Consider the following 16758-nt stretch of genomic DNA (forward strand, 5'->3'; position numbering starts at 1 on the left):
GCCTGCCCATTTCACCTTCAGGAGCATCAGCGTGATCACCGCAACGGACCTCGAGGTCCGCGCCGGAGCGCGCACCCTGCTCGCCATCGAGGGATCGGCTCTGCGCGTGCAACCGGGCGACCGCATCGGACTGGTGGGCCGCAACGGGGCGGGCAAGACCACCACGATGCGCATCCTGGCCGGCGAAGGTGAGCCCTACGCCGGGACGATCTCCCGCACCGGCGAGATCGGCTACCTGCCCCAGGACCCCAAGGAGGGCGACCTCGACCAGCTGGCCCGCGACCGGGTGCTCTCCGCGCGCGGCCTCGACACGCTGCTCTCGGACCTGGAGAAGCAGCAGGCGCTGATGGCCGAGGTCGCCGACGACGCGGCGCGCGACAAGGCCGTGCGCCGGTACGGAGAACTCGAGGAGCGCTTCGCCGCGCTCGGCGGCTACGCGGCCGAGAGTGAGGCGGGCCGGATCTGCGCCAGCCTCGGTCTGCCCGACCGCGTGCTGACCCAGCCGCTGCGCACCCTCTCCGGCGGCCAGCGGCGTCGCGTCGAGCTCGCCCGAATCCTGTTCGCCGCCTCCGACACCGGCTCCGGTTCGGCGACGACGCTGTTACTCGACGAACCCACCAACCACCTCGACGCCGATTCGATCACCTGGCTGCGGTCCTTCCTGCAGAACCACGCCGGCGGGCTCGTCGTGATCAGCCACGACGTCGACCTGCTCGCCGACGTCGTCAACCGGGTCTGGTTCCTCGACGCCGTGCGCGGCGAGGCCGACGTCTACAACATGGGCTGGCAGAAGTACCTCGACGCCCGCGCCACCGACGAGCAGCGCAGGCGTCGCGAACGCGCCAACGCCGAGAAGAAGGCGAGCGCGCTGCGCGCCCAGGCCGCCAAGATGGGCGCCAAGGCCACCAAGGCCGTTGCCGCACAGAACATGTTGAAACGTGCCGACCGGATGTTGGCCGCCCTCGACGCCGAACGCGTGGCCGACAAGGTGGCCCGCATCAAGTTCCCGACGCCCGCGCCGTGCGGCAAGACGCCTCTGATCGCCAAGGGATTGACCAAGACCTACGGGTCGCTGGAGATCTTCACCGGGCTGGACCTTGCCATCGACCGCGGCTCGCGCGTCGTCGTGCTGGGCCTCAACGGCGCCGGCAAGACCACGTTGCTGCGCCTGCTGGCGGGGGTCGAGAAGCCGGACGCGGGAGGGTTGGAACCGGGCCACGGGCTCAAGATCGGCTACTTCGCCCAAGAACACGACACCCTCGACAACATGGCCTCGGTGTGGGAGAACATCCGCCACGCCGCGCCCGACACCGGCGAACAGGATCTGCGAGGACTGTTGGGCGCCTTCATGTTCACCGGACCTCAGCTCGAGCAGCCGGCCGGCACGCTGTCCGGTGGTGAGAAGACCCGGCTGGCGCTCGCCGGCCTCGTCGCCTCCACCGCCAACGTCCTGCTGCTCGACGAGCCGACCAACAACCTGGACCCCGCATCGCGTGAGCAGGTGCTCGACGCGCTGCGCAGCTACGAGGGCTCGGTCGTGCTGGTGACCCACGATCCCGGAGCAGCCGAGGCGCTGGACCCGCAGCGGGTGCTGCTCCTGCCCGACGGCACCGAAGACTTCTGGTCCGCCGACTACAGGGAACTGATCGAGCTCGCCTGATCGTCAGATTCAAGCCCCCCAGCCACGGGTATTCGTGTGCCGCAGATCACTGGAGGGGCTTGATGAAGAAGAACGTGAACGACAGGAACCAGCTCATCACCGAGCTGCGCGCCGCTTACGAAGGCGGCGCGAGCATCCGGACCCTGGTGGCCTCCACCGGCCACTCGTACGGTTCGGTCCACAGCATGCTGCGCGAGGCCGGTGCGACCATGCGCAGCCGGGGCGGGCCCAACCACCGCGGCAGGCGCTGAATCAGGACTGACCGGCCTGCTGGCGCACCGACGCCTCGACCATGTCGAGCACGGCGCCGAGCCGTTGCGGATCATCGCCAGAGGCCAAGCGTGCCACCAGACCGTCGAGAACCAATTCCAGATAGGTGCGCAGCACCTCACCCGGCACGTCGTCGCGTAGCCGGCCCGCCTGCTTCTGGCGCCGCAGCCGTTCCGTGGTAGCCGCGGACAGTTCCGCGGACCGCTCCGCCCAGCCCCGGCTGAACGCCGGGTCATTGCGCAGCTTGCGGGCGATCTCCAATCGCGTTGCCAGCCAATCGAATTGATCGGGTGCGGCCAGCATGTCGCGCATCACCTGGATCAAGCCCTCGCGCGCCGCCACCTCGGCCATCCGCTCCGCGTCCTCACGCGCCAGTTCGAAGAACAGCGTGTCCTTGTCGCGGAAGTGATGGAAGATGGCGCCGCGCGAGAGCCCGATCGTCTGCTCGAGCCGCCGCACCGTCGCACGGTCGTAGCCGTATTCGGCGAAGCACCGGCGGGCGCCGTCGAGGATCTGGCGACGGCGCGCCGCCAGATGATCGTCGGTCACCCGGGGCATCGGTTACGGCCTCGGTTCTACGACTTCAGCATGTTGCGCAGCACGTACTGCAGGATGCCGCCGTTGCGGTAGTAGTCCGCCTCTCCAGGGGTGTCGATGCGCACCACGGCGTCGAACTCGACCTTCGAGCCGTCCTCCTTGGTTGCGGTGACATGGACGGTCTTGGGTGTCTTCCCGTCGTTCAGTTCCTCGATGCCTTCGATGTCGAAGGTCTCGGTGCCGTCCAGTTTGAGGCTGGCGGCCGATTCACCCTTCGGGAACTGCAGCGGGACCACGCCCATTCCGATCAGGTTCGACCGGTGGATGCGCTCGAAGGACTCGGTGATGACTGCCCGCACACCGAGCAGCGTCGTGCCCTTGGCCGCCCAGTCGCGCGACGATCCGGAGCCGTATTCCTTACCGCCCAACACCACCAGCGGGATGCCGGCCTCCTGGTAGTTCACGGACGCGTCGTAGATGAAGGCCTGCGGACCGCCATCCTGGGTGAAGTCGCGGGTGTAACCGCCCGACACGTCGTCGAGGAGCTGGTTCTTGAGGCGGATGTTGGCGAAGGTGCCTCGGATCATCACCTCGTGGTTGCCGCGGCGCGAGCCCAGTGAGTTGAAGTCCTTGGGCTCGACACCGTGCTCCTCGAGATACTGCGCCGCCGGGGTGCCCTTCTTGATGCTGCCGGCGGGGGAGATGTGGTCGGTGGTGACCGAATCGCCCAGTAGCGCAAGAACTCTGGCGCCCTTGATGTCGGACACTGGTTCGGGCTCGGCGGGCATGCCCTCGAAGTAGGGCGCCTTGCGCACGTAGGTGGACTCGTCGTCCCACTCGAAGGTGTTGCCCTCGGGCGTGGGCAGCGAGCGCCACCGGTCGTCACCTTTGAAGACGTCGGCGTAGTTGTCGGTGAACATCTCGCGGTTGATGGAGCTCGCGATGGTCTCCTCGATCTCCTGCGGGGAGGGCCAGATGTCCTTCAGGAAGACGTCGTTGCCGTCGTTGTCCTGGCCGAGCGGATCCGACTCGAAGTCGAAGTCCATCGTGCCGGCCAGGCCGTAGGCGATCACCAGCGGCGGCGAGGCCAGGTAGTTCATCTTGACGTCGGGGGAGATGCGTCCTTCGAAGTTCCGGTTGCCGGAGAGCACCGCCGTCACCGACAGGTCGTTGTCGTTGATCGCAGCCGAGATCTCGTCGGGCAGCGGACCGGTGTTGCCGATGCACGTGGTGCACCCGTAACCGCCGAGGAAGTAGCCGAGCTTCTCCAGGTACGGCCACAGGCCCGCCTTGTTGTAGTAGTCGGTGACCACCTGCGACCCCGGCGCCATGTTGGTCTTGACCCACGGCTTGGTGGTCAACCCCTTCTCGACGGCCTTCTTGGCGAGCAGTGCGGCGCCGAGCATCACCGACGGGTTGGAGGTGTTGGTGCACGAGGTGATGCCGGCGACCACGACGGCGCCGTGGTCGAGCACGAACTCGCCGCGCTCGTCGGAGCGGACCGTGACCGGATTGCTCGGACGTCCCTCGGCGCCGTTGGCCGCCGACGGACGCGCGTCCACCGCGCCGTCGTCGGCGAACGACAGGGACACCGAGTCGCTGGCCGGGAAGGACTCGTCGACGGCCTCGTCGAGTTTGGTCTCCGGCGCCGGGTGGTTCTCCTCGACGTAGTTGTGGATGTCCTTGCGGAATGCATTCTTCGCGTCGGTCAGCTCGATGCGGTCCTGCGGACGCTTCGGCCCCGAGATCGACGGGACGACCGTCGACAGGTCCAGTTCCAGGTATTCGGAGAACACCGGCTCCTTGGCCGGGTCGTGCCACATGCCCTGTTCCTTGGCGTAGGCCTCGACCAGGGCGAGCTGCTCGTCGCTGCGACCGGTCATCCGCAGATAGTTGATCGTCTCCTCGTCGACCGGGAACATCGCTGCGGTGGAACCGAATTCGGGGCTCATGTTGCCCAGCGTGGCGCGGTTGGCCAGCGGCACCTCGGCTACGCCGTTGCCGTAGAACTCGACGAACTTGCCGACCACACCGTGCTTGCGCAGCATGTCGGTGACGGTGAGAACGACGTCGGTCGCGGTGACGCCGGGCTTGATCTCACCGGTCAGCTTGAAGCCGACGACACGGGGGATGAGCATCGAGACGGGCTGACCCAGCATGGCGGCCTCGGCCTCGATACCGCCGACGCCCCAGCCGAGCACGCCGAGCCCGTTCTCCATCGTGGTGTGGCTGTCGGTACCCACACAGGTGTCGGGGTAGGCGACACCATTACGCGTCATCACCACGCGCGCCAGGTACTCGATGTTGACCTGATGCACGATGCCGGTTCCCGGCGGGACGACCTTGAAGTCGTCGAACGCGCCCTGGCCCCAGCGCAGGAACTGGTAGCGCTCGCCGTTGCGCTCGTATTCGAGTTCGACGTTGCGCTCGAACGCGTCGGCGCGGCCGAAGACGTCGAGGATCACCGAGTGGTCGATGACCATCTCGGCGGGCGAGAGCGGGTTGACCTTGTCCGGGTCGCCGCCGAGGGCCGCGACGGCCTCGCGCATGGTGGCCAGGTCGACGATGCAGGGCACGCCCGTGAAGTCCTGCATCAGCACGCGTGCGGGGGTGAACTGGATCTCGATGCTGGGCTCTGCCTCCGGGTCCCAGTTCGCGATCGCCTCGATGTGGTCCTTGGTGATGTTGGCGCCGTCTTCGGTGCGCAGCAAGTTCTCGGCGAGCACTTTGAGGCTGTAGGGAAGTTTCTCGGTGCCCGGCACCGCGTCGAGGCGGTAGATCTCGTAGCTGCTGTCCCCGACCTCGAGCGTGTCCTTGGCTCCGAACGAGTTCACGGATGAATTCTTGCTGCTCACATCAACTCCCGGCTTGAATCATCGCCGCGACGGGCTGTGTCGACGGCGCTTGTCACCCTAACAGTACGCTTGTCCTGTATGGAATCCCAGGGCGCTTCCCATCCTTGTCGCCCACGGCGCGGCACGCCACCCTCTGAACCGGGTCCGCGGTCGGCTACCGTGCTCGTGTGACCGGACCGCAGGTGATTCCGTTCCTGCCGGCGTACATCCCGCCGTCGATCGACATGGACCAGGTGCAGGCCGACGTCTCCGACGACGGCATCAGTGTGCCGCCCGCCGATCAGGCCGACGTGCCCGCTCTGCGCGACATCGTCGCTCAGGCCCAGCAGCAGGGGATCGACCTCAAGGTCGTCGTCATCGCCGAGAACCCGCCCATCGACACGCCACTTCGCGACATCGCTACCGAGGTCGGTGCCGCGCACCCGGGTTCGACCGTGCTGGCGCTCAGTCCGTCGTTCGCCGGAACCTTCAGCACCAGCTTCGACCGCACCACTCTGGAAGCCGGTCAGGACATCGCCCGCACCGGCGACCCCGTCCAGTCGACGAAGAATTTCGTGGGGGAGTTGACGACCCCGCACTTTCCGTGGACTGCATTCACGATTGCGCTTGTTTTTCTGGTGCTGATCGGCGCCGTCGCGACGCGTGCGCTGCAGAAATGGAGCAAACGGTCGACCGGCTCCGAGGCAGCCTTCACCAGCGTCGATTAGGGAATTGCCGCGCACTGCGCGAATGAAAACATCACCGTTTGATAACGGCAATTGCAATTACATTGCTGTAATTCGTGACTAAAGTTTCTTTAGCGTCAGATGTGACGTACGGTGCAATCGGTGCCTGTAGTTGCAGTTGTGCAAGATGTGACTTCTGCGCGAAGCCTGAGGAGACCTGAGTCGAATGAGACGCCCCCTTGGCGGCGCGCCCGCCACCCGGTTGTGCGCCGTATCGCTCGCGTTCGGCATGGTGCTCACGACACCGCAGCTGGCCCACGCGACGCCCGGCGACAACCTCGCTGAGTTGGTGACTGAGGTCGCCAACGTCAACCAGAAGCTGCAGGATCTCGGCGCGGCCATCCAGAGCCAGCAGGAGAGCGTGAACAAGGCGATCCTCGACGTGCAGACGGCCAGGGACGACGCCTCGGCGGCACAACGTGACGTCGAGGCCAGCGCTCAGAGCGTCAAGGATGCCGACGCCGCGATCTCCGCCGCCCAGAACCGGTTCGACCAGTTCGCGGCCGCGATGTACGTCCACGGCCCGTCGAGTTCGTACCTGACGGCCAAGGACCCGATCGACATCCTCGGCACGGCCGCCACCGGACAGGCCCTGTCGCTGTCCACCCAGAAGGTGATGTCCGATCTGGCGCGCGCCCGCACCGAGCAGGTGAACAAGGAATCGAGCGCCCGGCTGACCAAGCAGCAGGCCGACGACGCGGTCAAGGCCGCCGAGCAGAGCCAGCAGACCGCGGTCGAGGCGCTGACCAACGCGCAGCAGACCTTCAAGTCCCAGCAGGCCGACCTCGATCGGCTGACCGCCGAACGTGCCGAAGCTCAGACCAAACTGCAGGCGGCACAAGCAGTCTCGGCGTCTTCCGCACCCGCCGGGCGGTCCGGTGGGGCCGCCGCGCCGGCAAGTCCTGGCGCCAAGCCTGCCCCGTCGGGCCTCAACCCCGACTGGGATGCCGACCCGAGCACCGGCAACCGCAACACCGCCTGGGACATGACGCTGCCGCAGATCCCGAGCGCCTTCGTCAGCGGCGACCCGGTCCAGATCATCAATGCCGTCCTCAAGATCATCGGCACCTCCCTTCAGGTGACCCAGGACCTCGGTCGCAAGTTCCTGCAGAGCATCGGGTTGCTGCCCACTCCGACCGGGATCACCAACGGCGCCATCCCGACGCTGTACGGGCGCCAAGCCACCGAGTACGTCATCAAGCGCGGCATGTCGCAGATGGGCGTGCCCTACTCGTGGGGCGGCGGAAACGCCTCGGGCCCCAGCCGCGGCATCGACTCCGGCGCGGGCACGGTCGGCTTCGACTGCTCGGGCCTGATGCTGTACATGTTCGCCGGTGTCGGCATCAAGCTCGACCACTACTCGGGCTCGCAGTACAACGCCGGCCGCAAGGTGCCGTCGTCGCAGATGCGCCGCGGCGACATGATCTTCTACGGGCCGAACGCGAGCCAGCACGTCGCGATGTACCTCGGCGACGGTCAGATGCTCGAGGCGCCCTACACCGGGTCGGTGGTCAAGATCTCGCCGGTGCGTACCAGCGGAATGACGCCCTACGTCACGCGAATGGTCGAGTGGTGATCGTCCTGCGCCGTGTTCTCTTCGCGCTGACGGTCGCGGTTGCCGTGCTGATCGGTGCCGCCGGCCCAGCTGCCGCGCAACCCGAGGCCGGCCAATGGGATCCGACCCTGCCCAAGCTCCTCAGCGCCGGCGCCCCCGGCGACCCGCTGGCCATCGCCAACGCGTCGCTGGCCGCCACCGCGCAGGCCACCCAGGTCACGATGAACCTCGGGCACAAGTTCCTGCAGAGCCTCGGACTCGCGCCGGCCGACCCGACCAGCGTCGCGCCCGGTGTGGTGCGTGGACCCGCGGCGATCGAGTACGCGATCAGGCGCGGCGGCAGCCAGATGGGCGTGCCGTACTCCTGGGGCGGCGGCAAGCCCACCGGCCCCACCCGCGGCATCGAGTCCGGCGCCAACACCGTCGGCTTCGACTGCTCCGGGCTGACGCAGTTCTCCTACGCCGGGGTCGGGGTCCTCATCCCCAAGTACTCCGGCGACCAGTACAACACCGGTCGCAAGGTGCCCATCTCCCAAGCCAAGCGCGGCGACCTGCTGTTCTGGGGACCTGGCGGCAGCCAACACGTCGCCATGTACCTCGGCGGCGGCAGGATGCTCGAGGCGTCGGGCAGTGCCGGCAAGGTCACCGTGAGCCCGGTGCGCACCTCGGGTCTGCAGCCGTACGCGGCACGCATCATCGAATCCTGAGTAGCGGCTGAGTTAATTCGGGCGGCGTCGACGGATTCAGACCCGCCTGGAATAGTTGACAGCGGGTGCCGCGCGACAAGCCGCGAGAACTAGAGCGCGCGCCGCACAGACCAGCAGGTACTGCGCATGTGGAAGGAATTGTTGATGACCTCACCGAGTGGGCCGCCGCAGGGCTCTGGAGGATTCCCCGGACAGGCTCCGAGCCCCGGCTACTCCGCGGGTGCGCACGCCGCGCCCGCCCCGTCGGCACCCGCGCAGTCCAACGGCGGCCTGCAGGGCGAGGTGCACACGCTGGAACGGGCGATCTTCGAGGTCAAGCGGATCATCGTCGGTCAGGACCAGCTCGTCGAGCGCATGCTCGTCGGACTGCTCGCCAAGGGCCACGTGCTCCTCGAAGGTGTGCCCGGCGTCGCCAAGACCCTTGCGGTCGAGACGTTCGCCAAGGTCGTCGGCGGCACGTTCGCGCGTATCCAGTTCACCCCCGACCTGGTGCCCACCGACATCGTCGGTACTCGCATCTACCGCGCGGGCAAAGAAGAGTTCGACATCGAGCTCGGCCCGGTCGTGGTGAACTTCCTGCTCGCCGACGAGATCAACCGCGCGCCGGCCAAGGTGCAGTCCGCACTGCTCGAGATCATGGCCGAGCGCAAGATCTCCATCGGCGGCAAGACGTTCCCGCTGCCCAGCCCCTTCCTGGTCATGGCGACCCAGAACCCGATCGAACAGGAGGGCGTGTACCAGCTACCGGAAGCGCAGCGCGACCGGTTCCTGTTCAAGCTCAACGTCGACTACCCCTCCCCGGAGGAGGAGCGCGAGATCATCTACCGGATGGGCGTCAAGCCCCCGGAGCCCAAGACGATCCTCAACACCGGCGACCTGCTCCGCCTGCAGGACGTGGCGGCCAACAACTTCGTCCACCACGCGCTCGTCGACTACGTCGTCCGCATCGTCACCGCGACGCGCGAGCCGGAGAAGTTCGGGATGCCCGACGCCAAGGCGTGGATCGCCTACGGCGCCTCCCCGCGTGCATCGCTGGGCATCATCGCGGCCTCTCGCGCCCTCGCCCTGGTGCGCGGTCGCGACTACGTGATCCCGCAGGACGTCGTCGAGGTGATCCCGGACGTGCTGCGGCACCGTCTCGTGCTCACCTACGACGCGCTTGCCGACGAGATCTCCGCCGAGACCGTGGTCAACCGCATCCTGCAGACGGTGGCGCTGCCGCAGGTCAACGCGATCCCGCAGCAGGGGCACGCGGTGGGGCCGGTGGTTCCGGCCGCAGCGGCCGCGGCGAACGGCCGCTGACCTGGTGGCTTCCACTCCGTCTCCTCGGCCTTCCGGCCAGCCCGGCCCTGGTCGGACCGTCGACCTGCCGTCGCTGCAGCGCGGAGAGATCCGCGACCCGGCGCTGACGGCCGCGCTGCGCAAGCTCGAACTCACGGTGCGGCGCAAGCTCGACGGCGTGCTGCACGGAGACCATCTGGGCCTGCTGCCCGGTCCCGGTTCCGAGCCGGGGGAGTCCCGGATGTACCAGCCGGGCGACGACGTGCGGCGGATGGACTGGTCGGTGACGGCGAGGACGACGCATCCGCACGTGCGCCAGATGATCGCCGACCGCGAGCTCGAGACATGGCTGGTCGTCGACGTCTCGGCCAGCCTGGACTTCGGTACCACCGGATGCGAGAAGCGCGACCTCGCGGTTGCCGCTGCGGCCGCCATCGCGTTCCTCAACAGCGGGGGTGGCAACCGGCTCGGCGCGGTCATCAGCAACGGTGACACCGTGCGCCGGGTCCCCGCCCTGTCCGGTCGGATGCACGAGCAGGAGTTGCTACGCGCGATCGCGACCACGCCGCGCGCCCCCGTCGGGGTGCGCGGTGATCTCGCCGCGGCCATCGACGCTCTGCGCCGTCCCGAGCGCCGTCGCGGCATGGCCGTGATCATCAGCGACTTCCTCGGTCCCATCAACTGGATGCGGCCGTTGCGGGCGATCGCGGGGCGCCACGAGGTCCTCGGCGTGGAGATCCTCGACCCGCGCGATGTCGAGCTCCCGCCGGTCGGCGACGTCATGCTCCAGGACGCCGAGACGGGCCGGACCCGCGAATTCACCATCGACGAGCAGCTCCGCGCCGATTTCGAGAGGGCAGCTGCGGCTCATCGCGCCGACGTCGCCCGCACGCTACGCCGGTGCGATGCGCCGCTGCTGAGCCTGCGCACCGACCGCGACTGGATCGCCGACGTGGTGCGGTTCGTCGCGAGCCGGCGCCGCGGCGCGCTCGCGGCGCGGTGAGCCCGCGCCGAGACGACCCGGAGACCCGCCTCGCATGACTCTGCCCCTGCTCGGCCCGATCTCGTTGTCGGGATTCAAGCACCCCTGGTTCTTCCTGTTCCTGATCGCGGTCGCGGCGCTCGTCGCGTTCTACGTCCTCGTCCAACGCCGGCGACAACGGCGGATGCTCCGGTTCGCGAACATGGAACTGCTCGAGGCCGTCGCCCCGGCCAAGCCGAGGCGCTGGCGACATCTGCCCGCGATCCTGCTGGTCCTCGCGCTGGTGTCCCTGACCACCGCGATGGCCGCGCCGACGCACGACGTACGAATTCCCCGCAACCGCGCGGTCGTGATGCTGGTGATCGACGTGTCGCAGTCGATGCGCGCCACCGACGTGGCGCCGAGCCGGCTGCTGGCGGCCCAGGAGGCTGCCAAGCAGTTCGCCGACCAGCTCACCCCTGGCATCAACCTGGGCCTGATCGCCTATGCGGGCACCGCGACGGTGCTGGTGTCGCCCTCGGTCAACCGCGAGGCTGCCAAGAGCGCGATCGACCGTCTGCAGCTCGCCGACCGGACCGCGACGGGTGAGGGGATCTTCACCGCGTTGCAGGCCATCGCGACCGTCGGTGCGGTGCTGGGCGGCGGCGACGGTCCGCCGCCGGCCCGGATCGTGCTGATGTCGGACGGTAAGGAGACCGTGCCGTCCAATCCTGATGCACCCAAGGGCGCCTACACCGCGGCTCGCACCGCCAAGGACCAGGGCGTCCCCATCTCGACGGTGTCGTTCGGTACCCCATACGGCTACGTCGAGATCAACGATCAACGGCAACCCGTTCCGGTCGACGACGAGATGCTGGCCAAGATCGGTGAACTGTCCGGGGGCGACTCCTACACCGCCTCCACGCTCGAACAGCTCAAGGGTGTCTTCTCCAACCTGCAGGAACAGATCGGCTACGAGACCGTCAAGGGCGACGCCAGCGTCGGTTGGCTGCGGATCGGGGCCCTGATCCTCGCTGGTGCGGCGCTGGCATCTCTGCTGCTGAATCGGAGGCTGCCAGGATGACCCTTCCCCTGCTGGGCCCCCTGTCGCTGACGGGATTCCAGCATCTGTGGTGGTTGGCGCTGTTCCTCGTCGTCGCCGTCGCGCTGGTCGGTGTGTACGTACTGCTTCAGATCTCCACGCGCAAGCGGCTGCAGCGGTTCGCGAACACCGACCTGCTCGACAGCGTGTCCCCGCGGCGCCTCGGTCGCCGACGGCACGTGGCGCCAGCGCTGATGGCGGTGGCGCTGCTCGTGTTCGCGATCGCTCTGGCAGGCCCGACCCAGGACGAGCGAATCCCACGCAACCGGGCGGTCGTGATGCTCGTGATCGACGTGTCCCAGTCGATGATGGCCAAGGATGTCGAGCCGACCCGGCTGGCGGCCGCGCAGGCGGCGTCGAAAAAGTTCGTCGACGAGCTCACCCCTGGCATCAATCTGGGCGTGATCTCGTACGCGGGTACGGCGACGGTGCTGGTCTCGCCGACCACCAACCGCGACGCCAGCAAGCGGGCGATCGACAGCCTGCAGGTGGCCGACCGGACCGCGACGGGTGAGGCGATCCTGACGGCGCTGACCGCGATCAACACCGTCGGCGCGGTGATCGGCGGCGGGGATGCGCCGCCTCCGGCGCACATCGTGCTGTTCTCCGACGGCAAGGAGACGGTGCCGGCGAACCCCGACAACCCCAAGGGCGCCTACACCGCGGCCCGCGCCTCGAAGGACCAGGGCGTGCCGATCTCGACGATCGCGTTCGGCACACCTACCGGGTCGGTCGAGGTCAACGGCGAGCGTGTCGAGGTCCCCGTCGACGACGCGATGCTCAAGAAGATCGCGGAACTCGCCGGCGGGCAGTCCTACACCGCCTCCAACCTCGCCGAGTTGAACACCGTCTACACCACGCTGCAGTCGCAGATCGGCTACGAGACCACCCGCGGTGACGCCTCCGCCGGCTGGCTGCGGTTGGGCACGGTATTGGTCGCCGCCGCCGCTCTGTGCGCGCTGGTCATCAACCGCAGGATGCCCCTCTAACGGCGGTGCCGATTTCAAGGTCGAACCGGCCAGGCACTAGGTTGACGGTCATGGCGAGCACTCGAGGAGCGAACAGGTGAGCGACACTGGCCCCGAGAACGGCACCGGAAACGGCACCCAGAACGGCCGTCCCGCATTCGTCTCCCGCTCGGTCCTCGTGACCGGAGGTAACCGGGGGATCGGCCTGGCCATCGCGCAGCGCCTGGCCGCCGACGGGCACAAAGTCGCGGTGACCCATCGCGGATCCGGCGCACCTGAGGGCCTGTTCGGCGTCGAGTGCGACGTCACCGACAGTGCGGCCGTCGACCGGGCGTTCACGGAGGTCGAAGAACATCAGGGCCCGGTCGAGGTGCTGGTGTCCAACGCCGGCATCTCCAAGGACGCGTTCCTGATGCGGATGACCGAGGATCGGTTCACCGAGGTCATCGACGCGAACCTGACCGGGGCGTTCCGGGTGGTGCAGCGCGCGTCACGCAGCATGCAGCGCAACCGATTCGGCCGCATCATCTTCATCGGCTCGGTGTCGGGCATGTGGGGCATCGGCAACCAGGCCAACTACGCCGCCGCCAAGGCAGGGCTGATCGGCATGGCCCGGTCGATCTCGCGAGAGCTCTCCAAGGCCGGCGTGACGGCCAACGTCGTCGCACCTGGGTTCATCGACACCGACATGACACGCGCTCTTGACGAGCGCATCCAGAAGGGCGCCCTGGAGTTCGTCCCCGCCAAACGGATCGGCACCGCCGCCGAGGTCGCCGGCGCCGTCAGCTTCCTCGCGTCCGAGGACGCGGGCTACATCGCCGGCGCGGTGATCCCGGTCGACGGCGGCATGGGCATGGGCCACTAGAGCAGAAACAAGGAAGGACTCCACAATGACCGGTCTTCTTGCAGGCAAGCGGATCCTCGTCACCGGCATCATCACCGACAGCTCGATCGCATTCTACATCGCCAAGGTCGCCCAGGAGGCCGGCGCGGAAGTCATCTGCACAGGGTTCAACCGGCTGCGGCTGATCGAGCGCATCCTGGAGAGGCTCCCGTCGAAGCCACCGCTGCTCGAACTCGATGTCCAGGACGAGAAGCACCTCGAGACGCTGGCTGATCGCATTTCCGAGGTCATCGGCGAGGGCAACACGATCGACGGGGTGGTGCACTCGATCGGCTTCATGCCGCAGACCGGTATGGGCATCAACCCGTTCTTCGACGCGCCCTACGAGGACGTCGCCAAGGGCATCCACATCTCCGCGTACTCCTATGCCTCGCTCGCCAAGGCCGTGCTGCCGATCATGACCCCCGGCGGCGGCATCGTCGGCATGGACTTCGACCCGACACGGGCGATGCCCGCCTACAACTGGATGACGGTCGCCAAGAGCGCACTCGAATCGGTCAACCGCTTCGTCGCCCGCGAGGCGGGAAAGGTCGGCGTCCGCTCCAATCTCGTTGCGGCCGGTCCGATCCGGACGCTCGCGATGAGCGCGATCGTCGGCGGTGCGCTCGGCGAGGAGGCCGGCGCACAGATGCAGTTGCTCGAGGAGGGCTGGGATCAGCGGGCCCCGCTGGGCTGGAACATGAAGGACCCGACGCCGGTCGCCAAGACGGTGTGCGCGCTGCTGTCGGATTGGTTGCCGGCGACGACGGGGACGATCATCTTCGCCGACGGCGGGGCGAGCACCCAGCTGCTGTGACGAGCGCTTCCTGCCATGTCTTTTGACGCACTGCTGCTGCTCTCCTTCGGCGGGCCCGAGGGCCCCGAGCAGGTCATGCCGTTCCTGGAGAACGTCACCCGGGGCCGCGGCATCCCGCGTGAGCGGCTGGCCAGCGTCGCCGAGCACTACCTCCACTTCGGTGGGGTGTCGCCGATCAACGGCATCAACCGCGATCTGATGACCGCGATCGAGGCCGAGTTGGCTCGGCGCGGCACCGACATCCCGGTCTACTTCGGCAACCGCAACTGGGACCCGTTCGTCGAGGACACCGTTGCGCACATGCGCGACAACGGGATTCGTCGCGCCGCGGTGTTCTCCACCTCGGCGTGGGGCGGCTATTCCGGGTGCACGCAGTACCAGGAAGACATTGCCCGGGCCCGCGCCGCCGCAGGCCCGGAGGCACCGCAGCTGACCAAGCTCCGGCAGTACTTCGACCATCCGCTGCTGGTCGAGATGTTCGCCGACGCGATCCGCGACGCCGCCGCGACGCTGCCCGAGGAGCTGCGAGCCGAGGCGCGCCTCGTGTTCACGGCACACTCGATTCCGCTGCGTGCAGCGAACCGGTGCGGCCCGGATCTCTACGAACGCCAGGTGGGGTACACCTCGCGGCTCGTCGCCGCCGCCGCGGGCTACACCGACTTCGATCAGGTGTGGCAGTCGCGGTCAGGGCCGCCGCAGGTGCCGTGGCTGGAACCCGATGTGGGCGACCACCTCGACACTCTCGCCCAGGCCGGCACCAAGGCCGTGATCGTCTGTCCGGTCGGCTTCGTCGCGGACCACATCGAGGTCGTCTGGGATCTCGACAGCGAACTGGCCGAGCAGGCCGAAGCGGCGGGGATCGCATTGGCGCGGGCCACGACCCCCAACAGCAGCCCGCGGTTCGCGCGGATGGCCGTCGATCTGATGGACGAACTGGTCGGGGAGTTGCCCGCGGCGCGCGTCGGCGGTCCGGATCCGGTGCCGGGTTACGGGTGCAGCGTCAACGGCGCGCTGTGCACCCCGAATTGCAGCTCCTAGCCGGTTTCACTGCCGCCAGGCCGACTGCAGGATCGCGTCGACGGCGGCCAGTCGCGCCGAGCGGACCACCGCGGTCAACGGACGTAGCGCATCGGTGGCCAGCTGCACTTCCGACGAACTCTGTCCGATGGGCAGCAGCCCCGAGCTGACGGTGATGATCGCGTCGACGTGCGCCGCGTTCTCCAGCACCCGCACCGCCCGCTCGGGAGCATGATCCGGAATGCGATGCGCGCGTGTGGATTCGAGTACCTGTTCGACGAGTCGACGCGGATCGGCGACATCGGCGCCCGTCGCCCCCGCCCGGAGCGCGACCAAGGCGTCGGCGGCGGATCGGACGGCGTCGCGCAGTCCGTACTCTGCTTCGCCGAGGTCGGTGTGCGCGCTCACCGGCGCGGAGTCCAGCGAGTACACCGTCCAGGACAGGCCGCAGAGCTCCATCTCGAACTCGTCATCGTCGACGGGATCGGTGTACTCGTCGGGGTATTCGAAGTCGGGCACCACGCCGATCGTGGCCCGGGCGTCACCGACGATGATGGCCTCGCCGACGGTGATGGCGTCGCGCCCGAACTGGCTGCCGGGCGGGAGGCCCCGGACGTCACCGGGCACCGGCAGGGCGAGTGCGATCGCGGGCTGCGCGCTCGCCGGTCGAGCCACCATCCGCATCGTCTGCAGCAGCGACATGACGCCCGTGTTGTCCAGATCCGGCCACGGGAGCCCGGTCCGGTCCGCGGCGACGGAGTCGTAGGCCGTGACCGAATGCGATTGCGTCCATTGGGATAACGCGTCCAAGACGTCGTCGGGCGCGGCGACTCCGGCCAGCCAGGAGTTGGCCCACACCGACAGCGTTGCACTGGGACACCACATGCGGCGCAGTGTAGTTGTTCGCCGCGCGTTTGATGGTCCCGAGCGGGGTCGGTCGCGCGTAGGCTTCCGGTATGCCCGTACCGCTGATCTGGCTGATCGCAGCACTGGCGTTGGCCGGCGCCGAGGCGCTGACCGGAGATCTGTTCCTGCTGATGCTCAGCGGCGGTGCGCTGGCCGCCGCGGGGTCGAGCTGGCTGCTGGACTGGCCGGTGTGGGCCGACGGGCTGGTCTTCCTCGTGGTCTCGGTGCTGCTGCTCGTCGGGGTGCGCCCCGCGCTGCGCCGCCGTATGCAGGCGGGCACCGGGCTGCCCGAGCCGGTGAAGGCCCTGGAGGGCAAGAGCGCGATGGTGCTCGATCGCGTGGCCCGAGACGCCGGCCAGGTGAAGCTGGCCGGGGAGATCTGGACGGCGCGGCCCTACAACGAGAACGATGTCTATGAACCTGGCGACCAGGTCACCGTCGTGCACATCGACGGCGCCACCGCGGTCGTGTCCAAGATCGGCTGAGTGAGGAGTCTCCGGTGGAAGGTGCGGTC

Annotated in this window: 16 protein-coding genes; 13 read left to right on the forward strand and 3 right to left on the reverse strand. The window is 68.1% G+C overall.

What is annotated here, in order from left to right; genetic code table 11:
* The first annotated feature begins 31 nt into the window (after positions 1–31).
* A complete protein-coding gene (locus PGN37_RS18650) occupies positions 32–1660 on the forward strand; it encodes an ABC-F family ATP-binding cassette domain-containing protein (RefSeq protein ID WP_335332484.1) in 1629 nt (542 codons plus the stop codon).
* A 62-nt stretch (positions 1661–1722) separates the two neighbouring features.
* Entirely contained in the window at positions 1723–1911 is a 189-nt protein-coding gene (locus PGN37_RS18655; RefSeq protein WP_335332485.1) for a helix-turn-helix domain-containing protein, read from the forward strand.
* 1 nt (position 1912) lies between these two features.
* Here PGN37_RS18655 and PGN37_RS18660 read toward each other — a convergent pair whose 3' ends face one another.
* Positions 1913–2488, reverse strand: coding sequence for a TetR/AcrR family transcriptional regulator (locus PGN37_RS18660; RefSeq protein WP_335332486.1), 576 nt, complete (start codon positions 2486–2488; stop codon positions 1913–1915).
* A 17-nt stretch (positions 2489–2505) separates the two neighbouring features.
* Positions 2506–5322 carry an aconitate hydratase gene (locus PGN37_RS18665; protein ID WP_335332487.1) on the reverse strand — a complete coding sequence of 939 codons (2817 nt, stop codon included), beginning with the start codon at positions 5320–5322 and terminating at the stop codon, positions 2506–2508.
* A 167-nt stretch (positions 5323–5489) separates the two neighbouring features.
* Between PGN37_RS18665 and PGN37_RS18670 the strand changes: the two genes are divergently transcribed.
* The 10 genes from PGN37_RS18670 (at position 5490) to PGN37_RS18715 (ending at position 15359) form a co-directional block, all read left to right on the forward strand.
* Positions 5490–6029, forward strand: coding sequence for an Rv1476 family membrane protein (locus PGN37_RS18670; RefSeq protein WP_335332488.1), 540 nt, complete (start codon positions 5490–5492; stop codon positions 6027–6029).
* 175 nt (positions 6030–6204) lie between these two features.
* Positions 6205–7623: an NlpC/P60 family peptidoglycan endopeptidase RipA gene (ripA, locus tag PGN37_RS18675; protein ID WP_442932964.1), complete on the forward strand. Its 1419-nt coding sequence runs from the start codon at positions 6205–6207 to the stop codon at positions 7621–7623.
* Positions 7623–8309 (forward strand): NlpC/P60 family peptidoglycan endopeptidase RipB, encoded by a 687-nt coding sequence (gene ripB / locus PGN37_RS18680; protein WP_335332504.1) that lies wholly within the window; start codon positions 7623–7625, stop codon positions 8307–8309. Before ripA ends, ripB begins: the two co-directional genes overlap by 1 nt.
* A 144-nt stretch (positions 8310–8453) precedes the next feature.
* Positions 8454–9611, forward strand: a complete 1158-nt coding sequence (moxR1, locus tag PGN37_RS18685) for a chaperone MoxR1 (protein ID WP_335332490.1) — start codon at positions 8454–8456, stop codon at positions 9609–9611.
* Between the two features lie 64 nt (positions 9612–9675).
* Positions 9676–10593 carry a DUF58 domain-containing protein gene (locus PGN37_RS18690; protein WP_335332505.1) on the forward strand — a complete coding sequence of 306 codons (918 nt, stop codon included), beginning with the start codon at positions 9676–9678 and terminating at the stop codon, positions 10591–10593.
* A gap of 34 nt (positions 10594–10627) precedes the next feature.
* Positions 10628–11635: a VWA domain-containing protein gene (locus tag PGN37_RS18695; RefSeq protein WP_335332491.1), complete on the forward strand. Its 1008-nt coding sequence runs from the start codon at positions 10628–10630 to the stop codon at positions 11633–11635.
* Entirely contained in the window at positions 11632–12642 is a 1011-nt protein-coding gene (locus tag PGN37_RS18700) for a VWA domain-containing protein (protein ID WP_335332492.1), read from the forward strand. The genes PGN37_RS18695 and PGN37_RS18700 overlap by 4 nt, the downstream gene beginning before the upstream one ends.
* 76 nt (positions 12643–12718) lie before the next feature.
* Entirely contained in the window at positions 12719–13486 is a 768-nt protein-coding gene (fabG1, locus tag PGN37_RS18705) for a 3-oxoacyl-ACP reductase FabG1 (protein ID WP_335332493.1), read from the forward strand.
* 25 nt (positions 13487–13511) lie between these two features.
* A complete protein-coding gene (inhA, locus tag PGN37_RS18710) occupies positions 13512–14321 on the forward strand; it encodes an NADH-dependent enoyl-ACP reductase InhA (protein WP_335332494.1) in 810 nt (269 codons plus the stop codon).
* Positions 14322–14336: 15 nt separating this feature from the next.
* Positions 14337–15359, forward strand: coding sequence for a ferrochelatase (locus PGN37_RS18715; RefSeq protein ID WP_335332495.1), 1023 nt, complete (start codon positions 14337–14339; stop codon positions 15357–15359).
* A 6-nt stretch (positions 15360–15365) separates the two neighbouring features.
* On the opposite strand, the gene PGN37_RS18720 is transcribed toward PGN37_RS18715, so the two are convergent.
* Positions 15366–16223: a hypothetical protein gene (locus PGN37_RS18720; protein WP_335332496.1), complete on the reverse strand. Its 858-nt coding sequence runs from the start codon at positions 16221–16223 to the stop codon at positions 15366–15368.
* A gap of 71 nt (positions 16224–16294) precedes the next feature.
* Between PGN37_RS18720 and PGN37_RS18725 the strand changes: the two genes are divergently transcribed.
* Positions 16295–16729, forward strand: a complete 435-nt coding sequence (locus tag PGN37_RS18725) for an NfeD family protein (protein WP_335332497.1) — start codon at positions 16295–16297, stop codon at positions 16727–16729.
* Positions 16730–16758 lie beyond the last annotated feature (29 nt).

The organism is Mycobacterium kyogaense (assembly GCF_036946525.1).
GTDB lineage: Bacteria > Actinomycetota > Actinomycetes > Mycobacteriales > Mycobacteriaceae > Mycobacterium > Mycobacterium kyogaense_A.